This window comes from Acetobacter vaccinii (assembly GCF_008365315.1).
Taxonomy (GTDB): Bacteria; Pseudomonadota; Alphaproteobacteria; order Acetobacterales; family Acetobacteraceae; genus Acetobacter; species Acetobacter vaccinii.
Window position 1 is genome coordinate 903,000 of the sequence record NZ_CP043506.1, and the last position, 23,059, is coordinate 926,058.

Consider the following 23,059-nt stretch of genomic DNA (forward strand, 5'->3'; position numbering starts at 1 on the left):
TGTGCCCCACAAAACCGTATCTACCCCATAGACCGTGCCCCAAGGCCCGGCTGCTGCTGGCCTGTATCCTGCACGCTCCATGCTGCACCACGCCTTGTAACGGGCACAAAAAAAATGGCGCCCCGAAAGACGCCATTTTCTCACTCTTTACATCACCGCATCAGGTTAGGGTGCCTGCGCACACCAACCCGATCCTGGCGAGGCTGATAAAATCAGCCTTCGCCTTCGGTGTTGCGACGGCGGATAGCCGCACCCAGGATATCACCCAGGGATGCACCGCTGTCAGCAGAGCCGTAGTCGTTGATGGCCTGCTTGTCTTCTTCCATTTCGCGACCCTTGATGGTCAGAGCGACCTTGCGGGCAACGCGATCAACGGAGATGACCTTCGCATCCACACGTTCGCCAACGGCGAAGCGTTCCGGACGCTGCTCGGCCTTGTCACGGGCCAGTTCGGCGCGACGGATGAAACCGCTCAGAACTTCGTCAACCTTCACTTCGATCCCGTTGGTCTGAACCGCGGTCACGATGCAGGTGACAATGCTGCCCTTCTGGATGCTTGCCAGAGCGTCAGCTGCCGGGTCTTCCTGAAGCTGCTTGATGCCCAGAGAAATACGCTCTTTCTCGACATCCACGTCCAGAACCTTGGCCTTCACGACCTGGCCCTTTTCGTAGCCCTTCATGGCTTCTTCGCCAGCTTCGTCCCAGGACAGGTCGGACATGTGCACCATGCCGTCGATGTCCGCAGACAGACCGATGAACAGGCCGAATTCCGTGATGTTGCGGATTTCGCCTTCCACGGTGGAGCCGACCTTGTTTTCTTCGGCGAACTGTTCCCACGGGTTGCGCTGAACCTGCTTCAGACCCAGGGAGATGCGGCGCTTGGCGCTGTCCACATCCAGAACCATCACGTCCACTTCCTGAGAGGTCGCGACGATCTTGCCCGGATGGACGTTCTTCTTCGTCCAGGACATTTCGGAAACGTGCACCAGACCTTCGACACCGGGTTCCAGCTCCACAAAGGCGCCGTAGTCGGTGATGTTGGTCACGCGGCCGGTGAAACGTGCACCCGGCGGGTACTTCAGGGCCACGTTCTCCCACGGATCAGCCTCAAGCTGCTTCATGCCAAGGGAGATACGCTGCGTATCGGGGTTGAAGCGGATAACCTGCACGCGCACGGGCTGGCCGATCTGCAGGGCTTCGGACGGGTGGTTGATACGCTTCCACGCAATGTCGGTGACATGCAGCAGGCCGTCGACGCCACCCAGGTCCACGAACGCGCCGTAGTCGGTGATGTTCTTGACAACGCCGTCCAGGATCATGCCTTCGGTCAGGCCCTGGATCAGTTCGCTGCGCTGTTCTGCACGGGTTTCTTCCAGCACGGCGCGACGGGAGACAACGATGTTGCCACGTGCGCGATCCATTTTCAGGATCTGGAAAGGCTGGGGCACACCCATCAGCGGGCCGACGTCACGCACGGGGCGGATGTCAACCTGGCTGCCGGGAAGGAACGCCATGGCGCCGCCCAGATCAACCGTGAAACCACCCTTGACGCGGCCATAGATGGTGCCGTTGACGCGCTGGTTGCTTTCGAAAGCTTTTTCGAGGCTGGTCCAGGCTTCCTCGCGGCGGGCCTTCTCGCGGGAGAGAACAATGCTGCCGTCACGGTCTTCGTACCGTTCGACATACAGTTCCACAACATCGCCGGGCTGCACTTCGGGCTTGACGCCGGGGGGAGCGAATTCGCGCAGGGCAACGCGGCCCTCGCTCTTCAGGCCAACATCGACAATCACATGGTCGTCGGTCAGGCGGACAACGCGGCCACGGACGACGGAGCCGTCAAAACCGGTGTCGCGGCCCAGGGTCTCATCAAGGAGGCTGGCAAAATCTTCGCCACGGAAATGATCCGTGGTCTGGGTTGTGGCTGAAGCCATGTGTAACAGTTAATCCCACGCCCGACCGGTGCCTGCTGGCGCCCGACCGGCCATTCCTGCGCCCCGCGTCCTACGGCACGTCTTGCCCGGCCAGTCCGCCGGGGACTTCCCCTGCGGCTGTCCTGCCGAGCCGGATTCGTTCTTCTTCATGAAAATCCACCTCAGAGGGAGGATTTCTGATGTGCACAGAGACCACGCGGGCTTGCTTTGTCAACCCAAACCGGCGGGAGGGGCAAAAAAGCAGCCCACCTGCCGCCCCCGGCCCGGTTTGGGGGCGCGTGGGCCTAACCTGCCTGTGTGGCGAGTCGCTCGCGAGTAATGCGGAGGGCCTCGGCCAGCACGGTCTGGGCATCGGACGTATCGGTCTCAATCACATGGGCGTCAGCCGCAATGCACAGGGGGGCGGTATCGCGCCCGGCATCGGCCGCATCCCGCGCCACCAGGGCCTCTTCCATCACGCGCAGTTTTTCCTGCGCATCCGGGGCGGTGCTGTCCCCCCCGGTTTGCAGGAAACGCCGCAGCGCCCGTGTGGCGGGTGAGGCGGTAATGAACAGTTTGACATCCGCGTTGGGGAAAATGGCCGTGCCAATATCCCGCCCGTCCAGCACGCCCCCACGGGCGGCGGCAAAACGGCGCTGGGTTTCGACCAAAGCGGCCCGCACCGCAGGCTGCGCTGCCACCTGACTTGCCGCCTGTGTGACCTCAGGGCTGCGCAGGTCGGGCCTGCGGGTGTCCTCCGCCACAAGGGCATGCGCAAAGGACTCGGCGGGGTCGGTCGGGTTGGCCCCGGCATCCAGCACCAGCCGTGCGACAGCACGGTAGAGCAGCCCGGTGTCCAGATAGGGCAGGTCCAGCGCCTCGGCCAGCTTGCGGGCCAGCGTGCCCTTGCCAGCAGCAGCGGGGCCGTCAACCGCAATAACAGGTCCACCCTGGCTCATATCCAGAACCCCGCGCCAATGCTGTTCATAAGCGCCAGATAACCGGGGAAGCTGGTGTCGATAAAACCCGTATCGTCAATTTCCACCTGCTGCGCGGCGACCAGACCCAGAACCGTAGCACTCATGGCCAGCCGGTGGTCCATGTGGGTTTGCACCTGCCCGCCACCGGGTATGTCCCCGCCCGTGCCATGCACGATCAGGTCATCCCCCTCAACTGTGGTCCGCACGCCGTTGTTTTCCAGCAGGGCGACGGTTGCACTCAGCCTGTCGCTTTCCTTCACGCGCAGTTCCTCCACGCCACGAAAGCGCGAGGGGCCAGTGGCATGGGCGGCAGCAACGGCCAGAATGGGGTATTCATCAATCATGGACGGTGCGCGTGCAGCGGGCACATCCACCCCATGCAGGGCAGAGGCACGGGCGCGCAGGTCGCCCACGGGTTCCCCCCCCTCGGTGCGGATGTTTGTGATCTCGAGGGCAGCCCCCATTTCCACAAGGGTGGTGAACAGCCCGGTGCGCAGCGGGTTAAGGCCCACACCCGTGATCTGCACATCCGACCCCGAGACCAGAAGTGCTGCCACCAACGGGAAGGCGGCGGAGGACGGGTCACCCGGCACAGCAATATCGCGCGCCACCAGGTCAGGCCGCCCCTTCAGGCGGATGATCCGCCCGCCTGTGGGTGTTTTTTCAACCACCACCTCGGCCCCGAAATGGCGCAGCATGTTTTCCGTATGGTCACGCGTGGCCACGGGCTCTTCCACCCGGGTTTCGCCCTGCGCGTTCAGCCCGGCCAGCAGCACTGCCGATTTCACCTGGGCCGATGCCACCGGCAGGCAGTAATCCAGCGGGGCCGGGTCAGCCCGGCCCTGAATGGCCATGGGCAGGCGCCCGCCCTCACGCGCAAGAAACACCGCCCCTGTGGCGGCCAGCGGGTCCATCACACGCTTCATGGGCCGCTTGCGCAGGCTGGCGTCCCCACTCATGACCGATGTCAGCCCGTGGCTGGCCAGAATACCCGACAAAAGCCGTGCAGCCGTGCCCGAATTGCCCATGTCCAGCACATCTTCCGGCTCGCTCAGCCTGCCAACACCCGGCCCCGTGACCCGCCATGTCCCTGCCTCGTCCCGCACGGGGGCGGCCCCCAGGGCGCGCATGGCGGTGGCGGTACGCAGCACGTCCTCCCCTTCCAGCAGGCCGGTAATGCGGGTTTCCCCCCGCGCAAGGGCCGCGAACATGAGCGCACGGTGGCTTATGGACTTGTCGCCCGGCACGCGGATGGCGCCAGACAGCGGCTGCCGGGCACGTGCCACCCGCAGCGGATGGGAGGAGGAGGGTTCGTGTGTCATGCTCTTTTCTTTCCGGGCTGCGGGTAACAAGTCAATCCGCGCTGGCACACAAAAACCTTCCGATCAGCAGGGAAAAAACAGGCCCATGCAAAAACTCGGGTTTGACAGGAGCGCGCGCGCAGTGGCATTGGCCTCGCTTCAATAGTCTGGTCGATTCGTGTCCGGTGGCTTGTGCCGGGGCGATCGTCCGTGTCGGGGGGTGCCCCACCCCCTCAAACGTCTGCTCAGGATCGACAGGTAGCAAGATGTCCCAGCCCGATCTCGGCACCAAACGCGTCTGCGTCTCCTGCGGTGCCCGCTTCTATGATCTGAACCGCGCCCCCGCCGTATGCCCCAAATGCGGCGCGGAACAGCCCGTTCTGGTGCCGCGCCTGCGCCGCAGCATGGACGGCCTGCCCGCCAGCACGGTCAGCGCCCCGCCCCCCAAGAACACGGATGAGGATATCGATCTCGACACCGATACCGACGACGATGATGATGATGTGATGGAAGACACCGCCGATCTGGACGACGACGATGACGACATCAGCTCCGACATCGATGTCAGCACCGATTCGGAAGATCACGAAGCCTGATCACGCTTCCGGCTGGCATCACGCCAGCCACCAGCCCCTGACCTTCTGCAATGCAGGGCCACGGGGCTGATAGAAACCCGCCCTGACAGGCGGGTTTTTTTATGCCTGCGGGCGGCGTTCGATTTCCACGCCCACGCCCTCGATTTCCTCAAAGACATCCAGCTTTTCAATTCTGACCCGCACAACCCGCACACGCGGCTCGGCCAGAACACCGGCGGCAATCTGTTCGGCCAGGGTTTCCACCAGCCGGATATGCCCTTCGCGCACAATGCGGTGCACGAGCTGCACCACGGGCTCATACGACACCGTGCGACTCAGGTCGTCGGCGCCGGTTTGCAGGTCTGTCCTGTCCTCCACACCAAAATGGACCGACACGCGGATACGCTGTGTCACGCCCTGCTCATGCGGGAACACCCCGATATGCGCGTCAAGCACCATGTTGCGCAAAAACAGGCAGCGCAGGGGCGGCTGGTCCGCCCAGGGAGCAAAAATGGACATGTTCTATTCTTCCAGAGCGGTGCCAGCGGGCATAACCGGAGACCATTGCAGATGCTGCCCGCCATCAAGGGCCAGCATCTGCCCGGTCACGGACGGCAGGGCCAGCAAGGCCAGGGCCGCACGCGCCACTTCCTCAGGCGATGTACCATGCCCCAGCGGCACAGAGGCACACTGCCGGGCAAACTGTTCCTCGGTCTGGCGTGTGCTGGGCAGGGCGGGACCGGGGCCAATGGCGTTAACGCGAATCCCACGCGGCGCAAGGGCCAGGGCCATGGTGCGGGTCAGGGTCCACAGCGCACTTTTGGAAACCGTGTAGCTGACAAAATGCGGGGTCAGGGACCACACGCGCTCGTCCAGCATATTCAGCACCATGCCCCGCCCGTCAGCAGGCATGGCCTTGGCAAAGGCCTGAGTCAGCACAAAAGGTGCGCGCAGGTTGGGTTTCATGTGCGACATCCAGCTTTCCAGCGAGACATCGTCCCATTCATCCCGCTCGAAGGTGGAGGCATTGTTGACCAGCACCCCCAGCGGGCCGCCCAGCACACGCTGGGCCTCGGCCACAAGCTGCTGGGTCTGGCCCTCCTCCGCCAGATCGGCCTGCAACAGGCAGCCCTGCCGCCCCCGTGCCCGGACAGCCTCCAGCGTCTGGGCGGCAGCATCGGCCCCGCCCCGGTGGTGAATGGCCACGTCAAACCCGGCATCGGCCAGCATCAGCACAATGGCCTGCCCCAGCCGTGCCCCACCGCCCGTAACCAGCGCGCGGCGCGCAATGGCGGTCTCTATGGGAAAGATATCCAGTGTCATGGCAAGGGGGTCTCCGTCAGTATCAGGCAGGGCGGCGGGCACCGAGTGCGGCGGCCAGCGTACCATCATCCAGCACGTCCAGCGCACCCCCCATGGGCACGCCCTGCGCCACACGGCTGACGACCACCCCGGCGTGCTGGCCCAGGGCATCCATCAGCCAGTGCATGGTGGCGGCCCCTTCCACTGTGGCACCCAGGGCCAGAATAACCTCGCGCACCTCGCCGGATTCGACACGGCGCAGCAGCGAATCCACATTCAGATCCTCCGGCCCCATGCCCGCCAACGGGGACAGGGTGCCGCCAAGCACCTGGTACACGCCCCAGTGCACCCCGGCACGCTCCAGCGCCCAGAGGTCACCAACCGTTTCCACCACGCAGACAAGCCCGTGGTCGCGCAGCGGGTCGGCGCAGATATGGCATGGGTCAACCGTGTCCAGCGTGCCGCAGGTCGAACAGGTGCGTACGGCAGCCCCCGTCCGTTCCAGCGCACGGGCAAGCGGCAGCAGGCGGCCCTGCGGGTCACGCAGCAGGTACAGCGCCACCCTGCGGGCCGAGCGCGGGCCAAAGCCCGGCAGGCGCCCCAGAAGGCGGATAAGCTGCTCTATCTCCTGGCCACCCATGTCGCTGGCTACCGCGCTATGGGTCAGAACGGCAGCTTGAGGCCCGGCGGCAGGTTGAGGCCACCCGTTACCTTCTGCATTTCTTCCGACGCTTTTTCATCCAGCTTGCGGCGGGCATCTGCGCAGGCCGCCATGATCAGGTCCTGCAGCATTTCCATTTCTTCCGGGTCGGCCAGCTTGGGGTCGATCCGAATCGAGCGCATGTCCCCCTTGCCGCTCAGCACCACTGTCACCATGCCCGCACCGGACGAGCCTTCGATGCTCATGCCCTCGAGCGTGCTCTGCATGCTTTCCATCTTGGCCTGCATCTGCGAGGCCTGTTTCATCAGTGACGCAAGGTTTTTCATCATTATCCCCTTGGGTTCAGGAAGCACAAAAACGGACTGGCACGGCCATGACAGCCCCGCCAGCACTCAGGCTTCCCAGGTCAGTCCGGCGAAAGGCCCGGATCATAGGGCCGTTCATCGTCATCAAGAAAGGCCGCGTCAAGCGGCGCAAACAGGAGTTCTGGCGGCTCCTCAGGCGGCAGGCCGTAGTCGTCCAGCCCGTGGTCGCGCACCTCCCCCAACTCAGCATCGGGGAATGTGTTCATGATCGCCCGCACCAGCGGGTGCTCGGCGGCCTCCCGGCGGCGGAACTGGATAATTTCCGCCCCCTGGGCATCCAGCGTAGGCTCCCCCGGCGCATCGGACAGGGTCACGCGCCATGGCTGGCCTGTTGCCCGCTCCAGCACGCGGCGGAACTGCTGCGTGGCATCGGACGGCACACCTGGTTCAAACCGCACCACCACCTGCCCCGGTGCAAAGCTGACAACATGCGCCGCATGCCGCAGGTGCCCGTGCAGAATGGCCTCACGCTCGTCCTTGACCAGAGCCACGGCCTCACGCCAGCTTCGGGGCATGGCTGCGGGCTGCGGGGAACTCTGAGGCTCCTCCATAGGGGCATGTGCCACCTGCACAACGGGGACTGCTGCCATGACGACATCCGCACCCCCTGCCACCATCAGTCGGGGGCGCGTATCCGCGCCACCACCATCAGGGCCGTGTGCGGGCCTCTGTCGGGCTGTTGCCCCCTGTGGTGCAGCAGCACCAGCCTCGATAGCCGCACCACTACCCCCACCCGTTGGCCCACCTGCCGCACCAATGCGGCGAACAAGGTCTTCAGGGGAGGGCAGATCAGCCACGTAGCACAGGCGGATCAGCACCATATCGGCGGCGGCCCTGCGGTCGGGGGCCGCTTCAATCTCCTGCACGCCTTTGAGCAGCATCTGCCATGCCCGCATCAGCACGGGCACGGTAAAGGTGCCCGCCATCTGCCCGCCGCGCACCCGTTCGGCCTCTGGCATATCTGCCGCCTGCGACAGGCCCGGCACCGCCCGCAGGCGCGAAATGGCATGCACAAGCTCCAGCATGTCACCCAGCACCAGACCGGGGTCGGCCCCACGGGCATGGGCGGCATCCATCAGCCCCAGTGCCTGTGCGGGCTGGCCTGTCAGCACGGCCTCCAGCATGTCAAACACGACTTCGCGGTCGGCAAGGCCCAGCATGTCGCTGACAACATGCGCCTCAATCACACCATCTGCCCCGGTACGGCCTGCCCCCTGGGCAATGGCCTGATCCAGCAGGGACAGCCCGTCCCGCACCGAGCCATCGGCAGCACGGGCAATCAGCGCCAGAGCATCGGCCGCCAGACGGACATGTTCCTTATCCGCAATCCGCCCGAACAGCGCCGCCAGATCAGCCTGTGGCACACGGCGCAGGTCAAACCGCTGGCAGCGTGACAGGACCGTGACCGGCACCTTGCGCAGTTCGGTCGTCGCAAAAATGAAGGTGACCTGAGCCGGTGGTTCTTCGAGCGTTTTCAGCAGGGCATTGAAGGCATTGCGCGAGAGCATATGCACTTCGTCAATGATAAACACCTTCATCCGCCCCTGCATGGGGCGGAAGCGCGTGGCCTCGATAATTTCGCGCACGTCGTCCACGCCTGTGCGCGACGCGGCATCCATTTCCAGCACATCAGGGTGCCGGTCGTTCAGAATAGCTACGCAGTTGGGGCACACGCCGCAGGGGTCTGCTGTGGGGCCACCCGTGCCATCTGGCCCTGTGCAGTTAAGCGCACGGGCAATAATGCGGGCTGTGGTGGTTTTACCCACACCCCGCACCCCTGTCAGCATGAAGGCATGCGCGACCCGGCCCAGCGCAAAAGCATTCCGCAGGGTGCGGACCATGGCCTCTTGGCCAATCAGGTCATCAAAGGTGGTAGGACGATATTTGCGGGCCAGCACCCGGTATTCCACGGCGGAGCCAGAAGTAGATGGCTCTGACGGCGGGGGTGGGGGAGCCGGGGGAGTGTCATCACCGAACAGACCGGGGCCTTCCGGTTCAGGACAGGGGAGGCCCTCATCCTGCGGATGCTGCGGGTCTGCCTGCTGGTTCATGCCTTGCCCGAAAATGGAACTGTGCGCCTGAGCTGTCGCCGGGCGACTGAAAGGAGAGGTGCGCTACAGGGAGCGAAGCACCAGGTGGAAAGCCAGACCGTGACCCGGACGAAACTTGTCATGGCTGCTTCCTTCCGGACCTGACCGGTTTGGCAAGGTATCCGTCCACTGCCGACTTTCCGGTTCCACTCCTAGCACCAAAATGCCCTGCCTGCCAAGCCCGCCTGGGCATGCGTACTTGTTTCTTTGACCTGCCCGCCACCTGCGGGCTAGAAACCCCGGATAAGCCGCAGCACGTGTCAGGAGTACGCCACCCATGTCCGGTTTTCGTTTTCAGGCCCCTTTTGTGGCTGCCCTTGCCATTGCCTGCACCCTGATAACCCCTGCCATGGCAGATGAAGACGGGCCGCCCACGCCGCGCGACAATTCGGTCAACATTCAGCTTCAGAAAGAGCTGGCGGTACTGCACCTCAAGCCCGACGCGGCAAGTCCGGCCTGTATCGACGCGCTGCGGGAGCTGCACAAAACGCAGGACCTACTGAAAAAACACGCCGAGGAAGACCAGAACCCCGACCTTGTCGTCGCCCAGGATATTCTGGAATCCGACTTTGAAACCGCGTCCGAGCGCTGCGCCCCGGATGTGCGCGCCATGTGCGAGGCCCCCAACCCCGCAACAGACGTGGTCAAAACCTGCGAAAAAATAGACAGCCTGCCAGACCAGAATGAGCGTTCCGCGCAGTAACCGCGCAACACCGTACCGCCTGACGTGCCCCACCGGCCCTTATGGCTGGCGGGCGCTCGGGCTGACAGCGGCCCTGTTTTTCATCATCGGTTTTGTCACCTGGCTGAACGGTCCGCTAATTTCCTTCGTGCAAGTCGGCTTTGCCCTGGATGACGCCAGCGCCTTCCTTCTGCCGCTGGTTTTTTATATCTCCTACGTGCTGTTCGCCCTGCCCTGCACGCGTATTCTGGCCCGCACAGGGCTGCGGCGGGGGCTATCCTGTGCCCTGCTGATAATGGCCGCAGGCATGGCAGCCACCGGGCAGGCCATGCACGCTGGCAGCTACCACGCTGCTCTGGCGGGCTTTCTGGTGCTGGGTGGTGGTCTGGCACTGCTCCAGGTCGCCATAACACCCTATGTCAGCCTGCTTGGCCCGCCCGAGCGCGGGGCGCAGCGCATTGCCATGATGGGCCTGTGCAACAAGCTGGGCGGGGTTGTAGCCCCTGTCGTGCTGGCCATGCTGGCCATGCGCCACACCGCAGCCCTGTCCGCCCGGCTTGCGACCGAAAGCAACCCGGCCACCCGCGCCCTGTTACGCCAGCAAGGCCTGGACGCCATCCATGCCCCTGCCCTCGGCATGGCCTCACTGCTGGCCGCAACCAGCCTTTGGCTACGGCTTTCCCCCCTGCCCGATATTACCCCTGCCACCACCCGGCACAGAGCCGGACCATGGGCAGCCTGCACGCCCCGTGCCCTGCTGGGGGCATGTGCCATGTTCCTGTATGTCGGGGTCGAGGTTCTGGCGGGTGACGCCATAGGCACCTATGCGCGCGACCTTGGCATTTCCCTCAACCAGACCAGATTTTTCACATCCCTGACCCTGCTGTGCATGCTGGGGGGCTATCTGGCCGGGCTGCTGCTGTGCCCGCGCGTGCTGACGCAGGAAAAACTGCTGCTGCTCTCCTGCGGCATGGGGGCCGGGGCTGGCCTGCTGGCCTTGGGCACACAGGGCTATGCCTCGGTCTTGTGCATCAGCCTGCTCGGCTTTGCCAATGCCATGATCTTCCCCGCCCTGTTCCCGCTGGCGTTACGGGGGGCCGGGCAGGCCACGGTTGGGGTTTCTGCCCTGCTGGTCATGGCATACTGCGGTGGTGGTATCCTGCCCCAGTGCTTTATCTGGCTTAAACCCATTATGGGCTTCCAGCCCGCCTTTGTGCTGCCGGTTCTGCTGTCTTACGCGCTGATTGCCGCCTATGCCGCATGGTTTGGCCGCGCCGAGCGCCCCGCCCCACCCTTTTTACAACAGGTGCCCCCACCATGACAGAACTGACAGGCCAGCTTGTCCTGCCCGACCGTATTCTGCCCGGCCGGATCACCTTTGGCGCACAGGTGCAGGCCATAACCCCCGACACCACGGCCCCCGACCGCTATATCCTGCCCGGCTTCATAGACGGTCACGTCCATGGGGGCGACGGCGCGGATACCATGGACGGGCCAGACGCCATCCGCAGGCTGGCGCGCTTTCATACCCGCCATGGCACCACCACCCTGCTACCCACGACCATCACCCGCCCATGGGAGGAAATACGCGCAGCCCTGCGGGCTGTGGCCGAAGTCATGCGCACACCCATCCCTCATGGCCCCTGTATTGCCGGGGCACATCTGGAAGGGCCGTTTGTCAGCCCCCACAGGCTGGGCGCACAGCCGCCCTACACACTGAACCCCACGCCTGAAAACATTACCCAAGCGCTGGAAACAGGCTGCGTACGGGTTGTGACTCTGGCCCCGGAGCTGCCCGGTGCGCAGGAAGCCATGACCCGTTTTGCACAGGCGGGGGTGCGGGTCAGTCTGGGCCACACGACGGCAACGTACGAACAGGCAGATATGGCCATACGCTGCATCTGCGCCGCCGGGGGCACAGCGGGCGGGACACATCTGTTCAACGCCATGCCGGGGATTGAAAGCCGCAGGCCCGGCCCCGTCACCGCCCTGATGTGCAGCGATGCCTATGCGGAAATGATTTTTGACACCCACCACGTCCACCCCGCCACCTACCGGCTGACCCATAGGATCATGCCCGACAGGCTGGTCTTCGTCACCGATGCCATGCAGGCCGCAGGCCTGCCGGACGGGCCAAGCCAGCTTGGGGGGCAGGCAGTCATGGTGCGTAACGGCACCGCCCGCATGCCCGATGGCAACCTTGCCGGCAGTGTGCTGACACTGGACACTGCCTTAAGGAACGCCGTGCAGGCTGGCACACCGTTGCAACAGGCCGCCGCCCTTCTGACAGCCAACCCCGCACGCTATCTGGGCCTGACAGACCGCGGTAGCCTGACCCCCGGCCTGCGGGCCGACCTTGTCGTGCTGTCACCAACATTGGACGTGGAAGAAGTCTGGGTGGGTGGGCTACGGGCTGCCTGACAACGCGCTGCCGCAAGTAAATCTGGCCCACCAAGCACCAAGCACCAAGCACCAAGCACCAAGCACCAAGCACCAAGCACCAAGCACCAAGCACCAAGCACCAAGCACCAAGCACCAAGCACCAAGCACCAAGCACCAAGCACCAAGCACCAAGCCATCGGAGCGCAAGCCCGCAGTCAAGGGCAACACAGTATCCGTCCTGCAAGGTGCATGCGGACCATAACGGGCAAGCCCAGCGCCGCTCTATTGTGTTGAAAAACCCTGCCCCGGGGCAGGTTGTAACGGACAGGACTGTGGGAAAGCAGCACCTCCGCTGCTTTCCCTACGCTGTCAGTCAGGCAGGCGCAGGATTGTTTCCACCCCTGCACGGCTTGCCAGAACGGCGGCTTTTTCCCGCACTGTCAGGCTGCGCTCGGCAGCACTCAGGGTTGACGCTTCCGACAGCTTGACCAGCCCGACCAATTGCTCGGCATTAATGGGGTCACCTGGCTTACGTTCATGCGGCAGCATGGCGATGTGTGCGCGTGACAAGGCGGCATCAGCCCGCAGGGCATGCAGGGCGTCACAGGGTTCTTCCGACACGGTGGAAGTTTCCAGCCCATGCTCAAGCATGTTCAGCACGGTGGGAGGGCTGGTTTCCTCTGGCACCAGCAGCAGGCCCGCGCGGCGGAACTCCTGCCCGACAGCCCGGCTACTGGTAAAGGCCACCAGAGGGATGGAAAAGACCAGCCCCAGCAGCACAGGCGTCATCCAGAAAAACAGCGAGGGCGAGACAACCCATGCCCCGGCACCCAGCAGCAGGCCAAACACCGTAAAGCGCCAGTAATTGCGCGCAATTTCACCCAGCGGCACTTTACCATCATCGCGGCGCTGGGCATTCCAGCCCGAGTCGTGCCCGCTGAGAATGGACATGACGCCCGATGTCTGGATGAGCATGGCAATGGGGGCAATCAGCCCGCCCACCAGTGTTTCCAGCAGAATGGACAGGGCTGCCCGCACAGCACCACCGCTGCCCCGCCGGGCCTCGCCATCACACAACAGCGCAATATAGGCCAGCAGCTTGGGGGCCAGCAGCACCGCCATGGTGCCGATAAACACGTATTTGGCCTGTACCGGGTCAACATGGGGCCAGTTGGGGTACAGCAGCTTGGTGTCCCCAAAATATTCCGGCCGCTGGAAATGCGCCTGAAGGGAAATCAGAATACCCGTCAGCAGGAACACCAGCCACAGGGGCGATGTAACATACGCCCCGATCCCGATGATCATATGCAGGCGGCTGACCCAGTGCAGCCCACGTGTGGGCAGAACCTTGACGTGCTGCAGATTGCCCTGGCACCAGCGCCGGTCCCGAATGGCCACATCGGTCAAGGTGGGGGGGCTTTCCTCATACGACCCATCCAGTGCGGGGATCATATGGATGGCCCAGCCACCACGGCGCATGAGTGCCGCCTCGACAAAGTCATGACTGAGGATATGACCACCAAACGGGGGCCGCCCCGGCACATGCGGCAGGCCTGCCTGCCCGGCAAAAGCCCGTGTGCGGATAATGGCGTTATGGCCCCAGTAGTTACCTTCCGAGCCATGCCACCAGGCAATACCAAACGCGATGATCGGCCCGTACACCCGCCCTGCAAACTGCTGAAGGCGCGCAAACAGGGTGCCACCACCCACAATGACGGGCAGGGTCTGGATCAGCCCCACACCGGGGTTGCGCTCCATGGCGTCGGCCATACGCACCAGGGTTGCCCCGGACATAACGGAGTCGGCATCGAGCGTGACCATGTGGTCATAGGCTCCGCCAAACCGGCGTACCCATTCCCCCACATTGCCCGCCTTGCGCTCGGTGTTCTTGTGTCTGCGGCGGTAGAAAATACGCTCATGGCCGCCCGTCTGCTCACGCAGGGTCAGAAACGCGGCTTCTTCCTGCACCCATATGTCGGGGTTGGTGGTGTCGGACAGAATAAACAGGTCAAACGACCCGATCTGCCCGGTTTCCTCCAGGCTGGTGTAAATGGCACGCAGCCCGGCCATAACCCGGTGCGGGGGTTCGTTATAGGTTGGCAGCAGCAAGGCTGTCCGGCGCGCCAGATGCGGCAGATCCCCCTTGCGGCGGATACCCAGGCCCAGCCCACCCCGCAGCACCAGCGAGCAAAAACCCGCCACGGCCGAAGTAAAGGCCAGCGCAATCCACATGAACAGCGCAATAAACAGCAGCAGCATGATCACGCCCAGGGCGGAAAACCCTGCCGCGTCCATGACCTTATGCGTGCGCCATGCGCCATAGGCGGTCATCAGCAGGGCCGAGCCCACCACTGCGGCCCGCCGCAGGATAATACTGTGGGGCGAGGTCGCAGGCGTGCGGCCCCTGCCCTCCATATCCGGCCGGGCGTGCAGGTCCTGCACGGGCATGTCCAGCGGAGCCTCGGGCGGCAGTGCGGGAAACTGCAACCGCTCGGGGGTATTGGCCTGCATGCTTACGGGGTCCATCGATACAGCCACTGTTCCGACACGGGGCCGGAATCCGTCTCCAGCGTAGCGCTCAGATCGGACACCTTGGCATCGCCCGGCACAAATTCAAACGTCGTGCGCCAGCCGTTAATGTCGGGGTTGGGCTCAACCACAACCTTGCGGATTGTCCCTGCCGATGCCTTGGGCACAACATGGAAATGCGTGTCCTTGGGCAGGTGGTCAAACGGTGCCCCGGCAAAGTCGATCGAGAAGAAACGGGCATCGCTGCTGTCGGTCACGGCCCCCACACGGGTGGCCCCGATCCGCGCCAGAGGTGTGGGGAAGGGGACATCCCACCCCCAATACATCCGGTAGGTGTAGGTATATTCCTGCCCCGCACGCAGGGGCTCCTTGGGCCGCCAGAACGACACGATATTGTCGTTGACCTCGTTGGGTGTGGGAATTTCCACAAGGTCCACCCAGCCTGCCCCCCAGTCCCCGATCGGTTCGATCCACAGGGAGGGCCGTTTTTCGTAATGCAGGGCCAGGTCTTCAAAATCATGGAAGGCCCGGCGGCGCTGCATAAGCCCGAACCCGCGCGGCGACACATCGGAGAAGGTGGAAACCTGAAGGTCCAGAGGGTTACGCAGCGGGCGGAACAACTGCTGGCCCGAGCCAGTCCACATCTGCAAGGCTTCGCTGTCATGGGCAGCGGGGCGCCAGTCGTCCACATGGTTGTGGTCGTTGGCGTCAAAATAATACATGCCGGTCAGCGGGGCTATGCCCGACTGCTCGATGGCTGTGCGGGGGAACAGGGATGTCTGCACATCAAACACCGTGGTGTCGCCCGGACGGATGGTAAAGCGGAAGGCCCCTGTCAGCGACGGGCTGTCCAGCAGGGCGTGCAGCACCATGGCCTGCACGCCAGGGCGGGGTTTTTCCAGCCAGAATGCGCGGAAGAGGGCAAATTCCTCACCCTTGGGGTCGCCCGTGCCGTCAGCAAAGCCACGCGCTGACAGGCCATAGATCTGCCCCTTGGCAATGGCCCGGAAATAGGACGCACCAAGGAAGACGCAGAACTCCTCCTTGACCCCAGGGGTGTTAATGGCCGCCCGCAACCGCAGACCAGCAAAGCCCAGATTGTCATCAACCTTGAGGGCCGGGTCGGCGTAGGTGAACAGGTCTGGCGAGTAAGGCACCGCGCTGGACTGGCCGTTGACGACCTCATAAATCGCGATGCGGGGCCGGTAGAGGAACCCACGCGGGAAAAATTCCGCGTCAAAATCCAGATTATCGGCCGCCCACAGGGCGCGTTCCGGCCGGTAGGCAATGCCCCGGTACTGGTCGAAATTGAGGTTGTCGAGCACCTTGGGCAGGTGCTGGTCTGGCGCCTGATACGCGGCGTTGGACAGCCTGCGCGCAATCTGGATGACGGTACTGTCATCAAACGTGCCGGTTGCGCCGCTTATTTCCTCCGCCCGTGCGGGACGGGCCAGCCCCCCAACCAGAGAGGCCAGAGTAGCCCCCGCCCCTGCCCGGATTACGTCGCGCCGTTGCACCTTTACTGACACACCTGTCTCCCGCATCTGTTGCCTGTCGGACATGATACCCACCATGCCTGCCAGATATCGCTCCATGATAAAGGGTTTTTTATGGACCCATGAGGCATCTGGCGAAAAAAAATTCCGGTCCGCACCTGCACGGCCCCAGATGTTACACATCTTGCACGCCTTTACCTGCATGCGACAAAGATGGTCCCGGCACCGTGCTGATGATACAGCCCGACTAGAACCACCTTAAACACGCAAGGGCGATATGACCAATCCGAGCGCAGATACCACCTGGCGTGCCATGACGCCAGACGATCTTGCAGGCGTCATCACGCTGGCAGGGCATATCCACACCGACTACCCCGAGGATGCTGCTGTCTTTGCTGAAAGGCTGGCCCTATGCCCCACGGGCTGCCTTGTTCTGGACGGGCCGCTGGGCGTGGTGGGGTATCTGATCAGCCACCCGTGGCAAGGGCCGCTTTCCCCCCCGCTCAACACCCTTCTGGGCGCGCTGCCCGCAACGCCGGAGAGTTGGTACATTCACGACGTAGCTCTGGCCCCTGCCGCGCGGGGTGCTGGACATGCGGGCAAGGTTGTCCCGCTGGTAGAGGGCATGGCCCGCCAGCATGGTCTACCCAGGCTGAGCCTGACATCCACCGGGCAGGCGCTGTCCTTCTGGCACCGTCAGGGTTTTGTCGATGAGGTGATCACCGAGGCAGAACGCGCGATTCTGGCGTCCTACGACCCGCAGGCCCGGCTAATGACACGCCCTGTCGCCTGAGACTCTGTGGGTCAGGACAGCCTGAAAAACCCTACTCCGGAGTGGAAAGAGCCACCGTTTCTGACCGTCGCCTTGTTGCTTACAAGGCGACGATCTTTGCAGCTTTAGAAAAAACTGCCCCAGAAAGTTTTTTACCGCCTGCTGTTAGAGCAGGGTCTTAGAGATCATCTTCCTCGGTTTCATGATCATTCGAGGTCATCATGGCCTCGGCCACGACACCGGCATGCTCACGCACCTTGCGTTCAATCTCAGCAGCCATTTCGGGGTGGTCACGCAGGAACTGTTTGGCGTTTTCACGCCCCTGACCAATGCGCTGGCTATCGCACGAAAACCAGGCCCCAGACTTTTCAACCACGCCCGCCTTCACACCAAGGTCAATCAGCTCCCCAACCTTGCTGATGCCTTCGCCGTACATGATGTCAAACTCGACCTGCCGGAACGGCGGAGCCATCTTGTTCTTCACCACCTTGACGCGGGTCTGGTTGCCCATGACCTCGTCCTTGTCCTTGATGGAACCAATGCGGCGAATATCCATCCGCACCGAGGAATAGAACTTGAGGGCATTCCCCCCCGTCGTGGTTTCGGGGTTGCCGAACATGACCCCGATCTTGAGACGGATCTGGTTGAGGAAGATCAGCAGCGTGTTGGACCGGGCAACCGTGCCTGTCAGCTTACGCAGGGCCTGGCTCATCAAGCGGGCATGTAGGCCAACGTGGCTGTCGCCCATATCGCCTTCCAGCTCGGCACGGGGGACAAGGGCTGCCACACTGTCCACCACCAGCACGTCAATAGCGCCTGAGCGCACCAGCGTGTCGGCAATTTCAAGCGCCTGTTCACCCGCATCGGGCTGGCTGATCAGCAGGTTATCAATATCCACGCCAAGCTTTTTGGCGTAGCCGGGGTCCAGCGCGTGTTCGGCGTCAATAAAGGCGCAGGTACCACCTTTTTTCTGCGCCTCGGCAATGGCATGCAGGGCCAGTGTGGTCTTGCCCGAACTTTCGGGGCCATAAATTTCCACAACGCGGCCACGCGGCAGGCCGCCAATGCCCAACGCAATGTCCAGTCCCAGCGAGCCGGTGGAAATTACATCCCCCTGCTCCTTGGGGCGCTGCCCGAGGCGCATGACAGACCCTTTGCCAAACGCACGCTCGATCTGACCCAGCGCGCCTTCAAGAGCCTTTGCCTTGTCCATTGTCCACCATCCTTACTGCTTGCCGACCAGCCCAGCCAGACTGGGGGCGCGGAATACCATGACACATCCCGGCAGGGCCGGTAACACTGCACGTTAAGATTTCGTCCTCATTATGTTCTATATCGAACAAAATGGCAACATCCAACGTCATGCCCCGGTCCGGCACCCCGCAAACCGGGGCCAGGCCGAGGCCACGCCTGGGGTTAGTGCCCCACCGGCAGGGCCAGACCTGTGCCACGCGGGTCTGTCCAGGCAAAGCAGCTTTGGGCATTTCCCGGCAGGCCAGCAGGGCAGGACACGGAATTGGCCCGGCCAACACCCTGCGTAACCTCCGGACGGACACCTGCCACGGCCGAGTGCAGCGCAATGGCCGCCGTATCCGCCGCCACATTCTGCCCCGATGCCGCCGCCGCAGCGCGGAACTGCTGGGTGCCCACATGGGCAATACCTGCCGCCAGCAAAGGCTGCGGACGACGGGCAGGAGAGGCCGCAAGCACAATCCCGGTGGACCCCGCAATGCGCCCGGTGCCAAACAGGTTATTCATGCTCAGGGCGCAGGCAACGGTTTCCCCAGTACGATCAGTCACGACATAGCTGGTTGACGCCGGAAGAGCCGCAAGCCCACCCCCGGCAGGAGCATGCCCCGAATCCAGCAGAGCCTGAGCGTCGGCCACATTCATAGTCTTGCCACCATGCTGGCTGCGCCAGCCCGCCACCACCTGCTCGGCCCGCACACCCTGCCCACCGGCCAGATACAGCAGGGCCATACCCAGCCCACCATCAGCCGGAGGCGGCAGGAAGCTGAGGTCAACCCCACCTGCCCGTGCCGTCAGCGGTGTCTGGACAGTCGCCAGAGCGGAGCGCAGGTCCTGAATGTCCAGCGCCCCCCCGGCTGTGTTAGCCCCCGTCACAAACACCTGCCCCAAAGACCCACCATACAGGTCACCAACGCCTGCCGTACGCATGCGTTCCAGCGCACCGGCAAGGCGGGTCTGCACCAGCAGGTCATCCGTACCCAGCACGCTGCCGTCGCTTTTAGTAAAAATAGCCCGTGCTTTTTCGTCCGCCAGCAGGGCGTTCTGCACAACCGCCAAGTCGGAGGCCAGCAGACCGCTGACGGGCACGCCATGCAGCGCAAGATCACGCGCGGGCAGGAACAGACCGTTCAGATCGACACTGCCATAGCGCAATTGCAGCAGGAACAGGCCACGGGCCAGCATAGGCACTGCGGCAGGTCTGTCCGCCCCGGCTGCATTGCCTGCCCCCGCAGGAGGCACAAACACAAAGGCCTGCCCTGTGGCATCACCCGGCCGCCAGGCCAGACACGCCCCACCACTGCCGAGCGATGCACGGGACGGCAGGGTAACGGACAGTGCCAGCCCCAGCGCCGTTGCAGCATCGGCCGCGTTGCCGCCCCGCGCCAGAACATCATGCGCGATCTGGGCAGCACGCGGCTCATCCGCTGCGACACTGCCGACAAAACCACCCTCAACAGGCTGGGTGACAGTCCTTGGCCCGCCACACGCCGCCAGAGCGGTTGTCGCCACCAGTGCCAGAGCGGCCATGCGTGATGGCCGCCGGAAGGACAGAAGGCGGGCGCGGGACAGGATAGAAAAACGTTTCTGGAATCGGGCAGCCACGCCTTGAATTCTCCACTGCTGGGCCCGTCCGGCGGGCAGACGCAATTTTTAACCTGTTTTGGATTAACCTGCTTTCCCCATGGCAGCAACAGAGATACACGCCCCAACGGGCCAGCACCCCTTGCGGGAACAGCCGCGCCTGCCATAGCATCCACCCCCATGGACACGCACAGCATGCTTAAATCTTTTTCCCTGCGCGCCCGCCAGGCCACCATGGCCGCGGTCGCAACCCTGCTTGCCATGGGGGCCACCACCCCGGCCCGGGCGGCTGACAGCAGCTTTACCCCCGCCCAGCGGGCCGAGATTGTCACCATCATGCGCGAGGCGCTGAAAACAGACCCCACGATCCTGTCCGAGGCCATTACAGCCTTGCAAAACAAGGCTTCGGCACAAAAAGCGGCCTCCGCGCTGGATGTGGTGCGCCGCAATCCGGCCCAGTTCGGCCAGAGCACGACCGACGTGGTGCTGGGCAACCCCCATGGCACCCTGAGCGTGGTGGAATTTTACGACCCGCGCTGCCCCTACTGCCGCAAGGTGCTGGCCGACCTTGATACGCTGGCCGCGTCCGAACCCCAGCTCCGGCTGGTGGAAAAAGTTATTCCCGTCCTTGGTCCCAACAGCGTGCTGGACTCCCAGGCCATTATGGCAGCGGGACTCCAGAATGCGTATCTGCCCTTCCAGAAAGCCCTGATGACCGATACCGGTGCCCCCGGCCCCGACCGGATCCGCCGGGTGGCCAAACAGGCCGGGCTGGATGCGGACCGCCTGCTGCGGGACATGAAAAGCCCTGCCGTCACATCCGCCCTGAGCCATAATGTGGCTCTTGCACGCTCGATTGATCTGGACGGCACACCAACCTTTATCATCGGGGAGCAGGAAATTATTCCCGGTGCGGTCTCGCTGGAAGACCTCAAGGCCTCTCTGGCCAAGTTGAAGCAGCACACGCACTAAGCATATAGAACCGGGCTGGACGGACCGCGCACCAGCCCTGCTTTTCAGCCTGTGTGGCCGTCCGCCGCGCCATACAGCTCCACCCCCAGCACCAGCAGCAACACCACAGGCACCAAAAAGGGCAGCCGCATGATGTGGTCCAACCAGGTGCCGGTTGCCGCCATAATGGCGTAGGTCAGCGCCGATGTGCCGGGCAGCACCACAGCCTCCAGCGCAGGGCGGCGGGGATCATCTTTTCCAAAAGTTACAAACCGCCCCACAAAAGCGCTGGAAAAGCGGACAATATTATTGGTGACAACAAGGGTCTGGAGGCTGACCGCCCCAAAACGGGCAATCATTTCCCCCTGCATGCCAAGAGCCAGCGACAGCAGCGGCAGTTCCAGCGGAAAGCGCAGCCACGGCACCAGCCGGACACACCCTGCCACCAGCAGCACCCCTGCCGCCAGAAACAGCCCCAGTGCCGGGTGCCGCAGGCGCGAGCGTATAAAAGCCGCCAGCATGCAGCCCAGCACAAAACCCGCGAGCGCGTAGAGGATACTGTAAAACCGTACCCATTCCCCCAGGCTGAAAGACCAGCCTAGTTCCACGGTATTACCGGTCATGATGGCAGGGTAAATCCGCCCGAAGTCCTGATAACCAATAACCTCGACAATGCCGCACACGGATGTCAGCCCCATGACGCGCAACACCAGACGCCGCAGGGGCATGGAGGGTGTCCCGACCGTATCAGCCACAACCGCCCGCCCTGGCCCAACCGTACCCGGCAGCCGAGTCGCCCCTGTTCATATCGGCTTTTCTCCTCCGTGACTGGCGTGTGCCTTCACCACTCTATCGAGGCCCACACCTAGCATGCACCCGCCAGACCCCGACAGGTGTTTTGGAAGAGACCGCCGCTCGGGCCTGTTACGCCACCACCCGGCGCTGCGCATCCCCCGCGGGGCCGGGCCCCTGTGTGGGCCCACGCACGCTAATACCCGCCTGCCAGCGCCCACCCACAGCCGCCGGACTGTGAGATGAAAAGGCCGAGAACCGGACTGGGCACCCCTGCGCCAATGCCCGCGCCCCTGGGCCTTCTGGCCTGTCCAGCCCTGACCCACGGTTGCGCAAGGTCCGATCCCGCCCGGCTTCCTGCGCTGACAGCACCGGGCCGCAGGGCACGGACACACGGCCCAAGGCTTCCGCTGCCTGATATTTATCCTTATCCGACAGCCATGCCTCAATCTGGCGATAGATGTCGAACAGATGGGGCTCACGCGCAGCCTGAGTCTCAAACTCGGGGTCCGTCATCCAGTCCGGCTTTCCAATCACCTGGCAGAGGTCTGGCCATCGGTCGGGGTCCACAATCACGTAAATATAATCGTTGGGGTCGGTCTTCCAGTTCCGGCACCGCAGCATCCAGCCTGGTACGTCGCCCCGGCTGGCGTTTCCACGTCGTGCCGACGGTGGGGCTGCCAGAGCCTGCGCACCTTCCGGCGTGGGCTGAACCGGCGCGCCATGGGTGCACAGGTTCAGCACCGCATCCTGTATGGAAATATTGACCCGCTGCCCCCGCCCCGTGCGTTCCCGGTGGAACAAAGCCGCAAGCACGCCCGCAAGCAGGGTCATGCCTGTGCCAGACTGGGCCATGGCTACGCCCCCCAGCATGGGGGGCCCGGCCTCCCACCCTGTTGTGGCGGCGGCACCCCCTACACACTGGGCTATTTCCTCATATTTCAGGAACGGCTCATAGGGTGATTTATCCGCCCCACCCCGCACCGTGCCGTGGATCAGCCGGGGGTTGAGCGCCTGAAGGCTCTCCCACGCCAGACCAAGGCGCTCCAGCGTGCCTGATGCAAAGGTATCCACCAGAATATCCGCATCCTGCACAAGCTGGTCGAGTGTTGGGGGCCCGTCAGCACTGACAGAATCGGGCGCGGGACTGCCCACCCCAGCATGCCTATGTGCCATAGCCAGAATGGTGGAAGGCTCCACCCTGTGTACAGTCGCGCCGAACCAGGCGAGCATCTGCGTACAGATCGATCCTGCCTGAGTTTCCGTAACGTCTATAACCTGGATACCTTCCAGTGGCGGGTACATTTCACTTATCTTTCCGAACGAATACTATGGGGGACGATAGGAGCTTGCTGGCAGTGCCACATTGATACTGATCAAAAATCCGGCTCTTCCCCAACAACCGACAATCCCGCACAGCGCATACCCTCGGCCATGGA

At 63.5% G+C, this 23,059-nt stretch carries 20 protein-coding genes and 1 other RNA gene; 6 read left to right on the top strand and 15 right to left on the bottom strand.

What is annotated here, in order from left to right:
* Window positions 1-212: 212 nt before the first annotated feature.
* From rpsA to aroA, 3 genes are all read right to left on the bottom strand, one after another.
* Window positions 213-1,931, bottom strand: a complete 1,719-nt coding sequence (gene rpsA, locus FLP30_RS03980; protein WP_149278684.1) for a 30S ribosomal protein S1 — start codon at window positions 1,929-1,931, stop codon at window positions 213-215.
* A 284-nt stretch (window positions 1,932-2,215) separates the two neighbouring features.
* A complete protein-coding gene (locus FLP30_RS03985) occupies window positions 2,216-2,869 on the bottom strand; it encodes a (d)CMP kinase (protein WP_149278685.1) in 654 nt (217 codons plus the stop codon).
* Window positions 2,866-4,212 carry a 3-phosphoshikimate 1-carboxyvinyltransferase gene (gene aroA / locus FLP30_RS03990; RefSeq protein ID WP_149278686.1) on the bottom strand — a complete coding sequence of 449 codons (1,347 nt, stop codon included), beginning with the start codon at window positions 4,210-4,212 and terminating at the stop codon, window positions 2,866-2,868. Before aroA ends, FLP30_RS03985 begins: the two co-directional genes overlap by 4 nt.
* 245 nt (window positions 4,213-4,457) lie before the next feature.
* On the opposite strand from aroA, the gene FLP30_RS03995 reads away from it, so the two are divergent.
* Window positions 4,458-4,787 (top strand): TIGR02300 family protein, encoded by a 330-nt coding sequence (locus tag FLP30_RS03995; RefSeq protein ID WP_149278687.1) that lies wholly within the window; start codon window positions 4,458-4,460, stop codon window positions 4,785-4,787.
* Between the two features lie 99 nt (window positions 4,788-4,886).
* Here the strand turns inward: FLP30_RS03995 and folB are convergent, their stop codons facing one another.
* The 6 genes from folB to ffs form a co-directional block, all read right to left on the bottom strand.
* The gene (gene folB / locus FLP30_RS04000; protein ID WP_149278688.1) at window positions 4,887-5,285 is read right to left on the bottom strand and encodes a dihydroneopterin aldolase; all 399 of its coding nucleotides are present in this window, start codon (window positions 5,283-5,285) and stop codon (window positions 4,887-4,889) included.
* 3 nt (window positions 5,286-5,288) lie between these two features.
* The gene (locus FLP30_RS04005; protein WP_149280203.1) at window positions 5,289-6,089 is read right to left on the bottom strand and encodes an SDR family oxidoreductase; all 801 of its coding nucleotides are present in this window, start codon (window positions 6,087-6,089) and stop codon (window positions 5,289-5,291) included.
* A 22-nt stretch (window positions 6,090-6,111) separates the two neighbouring features.
* Window positions 6,112-6,708, bottom strand: coding sequence for a recombination mediator RecR (gene recR / locus FLP30_RS04010; protein ID WP_149278689.1), 597 nt, complete (start codon window positions 6,706-6,708; stop codon window positions 6,112-6,114).
* 23 nt (window positions 6,709-6,731) lie between these two features.
* Window positions 6,732-7,055 (bottom strand): YbaB/EbfC family nucleoid-associated protein, encoded by a 324-nt coding sequence (locus FLP30_RS04015; protein ID WP_149280204.1) that lies wholly within the window; start codon window positions 7,053-7,055, stop codon window positions 6,732-6,734.
* An 80-nt stretch (window positions 7,056-7,135) separates the two neighbouring features.
* Window positions 7,136-9,145, bottom strand: coding sequence for a DNA polymerase III subunit gamma/tau (locus FLP30_RS04020; protein WP_149278690.1), 2,010 nt, complete (start codon window positions 9,143-9,145; stop codon window positions 7,136-7,138).
* Window positions 9,146-9,228: 83 nt separating this feature from the next.
* An RNA gene (gene ffs / locus FLP30_RS04025) (signal recognition particle sRNA small type) lies at window positions 9,229-9,326 on the bottom strand.
* A 135-nt stretch (window positions 9,327-9,461) separates the two neighbouring features.
* On the opposite strand from ffs, the gene FLP30_RS04030 reads away from it, so the two are divergent.
* Genes FLP30_RS04030 through nagA form a run of 3 tightly spaced genes read left to right on the top strand, consistent with a single transcriptional unit; the run spans window position 9,462 to window position 12,287 of the window.
* A complete protein-coding gene (locus FLP30_RS04030) occupies window positions 9,462-9,887 on the top strand; it encodes a hypothetical protein (RefSeq protein ID WP_149278691.1) in 426 nt (141 codons plus the stop codon).
* The gene (gluP, locus tag FLP30_RS04035; RefSeq protein ID WP_149278692.1) at window positions 9,868-11,187 is read left to right on the top strand and encodes a glucose/galactose MFS transporter; all 1,320 of its coding nucleotides are present in this window, start codon (window positions 9,868-9,870) and stop codon (window positions 11,185-11,187) included. The genes FLP30_RS04030 and gluP overlap by 20 nt, the downstream gene beginning before the upstream one ends.
* The gene (gene nagA / locus FLP30_RS04040) at window positions 11,184-12,287 is read left to right on the top strand and encodes an N-acetylglucosamine-6-phosphate deacetylase (RefSeq protein ID WP_149278693.1); all 1,104 of its coding nucleotides are present in this window, start codon (window positions 11,184-11,186) and stop codon (window positions 12,285-12,287) included. Before gluP ends, nagA begins: the two co-directional genes overlap by 4 nt.
* Before the next feature lie 330 nt (window positions 12,288-12,617).
* Here nagA and mdoH read toward each other — a convergent pair whose 3' ends face one another.
* Together mdoH and FLP30_RS04055 are read right to left on the bottom strand one after the other, a co-directional pair.
* A complete protein-coding gene (gene mdoH, locus FLP30_RS04050; protein ID WP_408834554.1) occupies window positions 12,618-14,759 on the bottom strand; it encodes a glucans biosynthesis glucosyltransferase MdoH in 2,142 nt (713 codons plus the stop codon).
* 2 nt (window positions 14,760-14,761) lie between these two features.
* Complete coding sequence (locus FLP30_RS04055; protein WP_210419341.1) at window positions 14,762-16,306, bottom strand: glucan biosynthesis protein; 1,545 nt, start codon at window positions 16,304-16,306, stop codon at window positions 14,762-14,764.
* A gap of 244 nt (window positions 16,307-16,550) precedes the next feature.
* Between FLP30_RS04055 and FLP30_RS04060 the strand changes: the two genes are divergently transcribed.
* Window positions 16,551-17,066 (top strand): GNAT family N-acetyltransferase, encoded by a 516-nt coding sequence (locus tag FLP30_RS04060; RefSeq protein ID WP_149278696.1) that lies wholly within the window; start codon window positions 16,551-16,553, stop codon window positions 17,064-17,066.
* Between the two features lie 157 nt (window positions 17,067-17,223).
* Here FLP30_RS04060 and recA read toward each other — a convergent pair whose 3' ends face one another.
* Together recA and FLP30_RS04070 are read right to left on the bottom strand one after the other, a co-directional pair.
* Window positions 17,224-18,258, bottom strand: a complete 1,035-nt coding sequence (gene recA, locus FLP30_RS04065; protein WP_149278697.1) for a recombinase RecA — start codon at window positions 18,256-18,258, stop codon at window positions 17,224-17,226.
* Window positions 18,259-18,461: 203 nt separating this feature from the next.
* A complete protein-coding gene (locus FLP30_RS04070) occupies window positions 18,462-19,898 on the bottom strand; it encodes a gamma-glutamyltransferase (protein ID WP_408834555.1) in 1,437 nt (478 codons plus the stop codon).
* Window positions 19,899-20,072: 174 nt separating this feature from the next.
* Between FLP30_RS04070 and FLP30_RS04075 the strand changes: the two genes are divergently transcribed.
* Window positions 20,073-20,849, top strand: a complete 777-nt coding sequence (locus FLP30_RS04075; RefSeq protein ID WP_246856587.1) for a DsbA family protein — start codon at window positions 20,073-20,075, stop codon at window positions 20,847-20,849.
* A 44-nt stretch (window positions 20,850-20,893) separates the two neighbouring features.
* Here FLP30_RS04075 and FLP30_RS04080 read toward each other — a convergent pair whose 3' ends face one another.
* Both FLP30_RS04080 and FLP30_RS04085 read right to left on the bottom strand, forming a co-directional pair.
* Window positions 20,894-21,583 carry a YoaK family protein gene (locus tag FLP30_RS04080; RefSeq protein WP_246856588.1) on the bottom strand — a complete coding sequence of 230 codons (690 nt, stop codon included), beginning with the start codon at window positions 21,581-21,583 and terminating at the stop codon, window positions 20,894-20,896.
* 169 nt (window positions 21,584-21,752) lie between these two features.
* Complete coding sequence (locus tag FLP30_RS04085; protein WP_149278699.1) at window positions 21,753-22,925, bottom strand: CoA transferase; 1,173 nt, start codon at window positions 22,923-22,925, stop codon at window positions 21,753-21,755.
* Window positions 22,926-23,059: the final 134 nt, after the last annotated feature.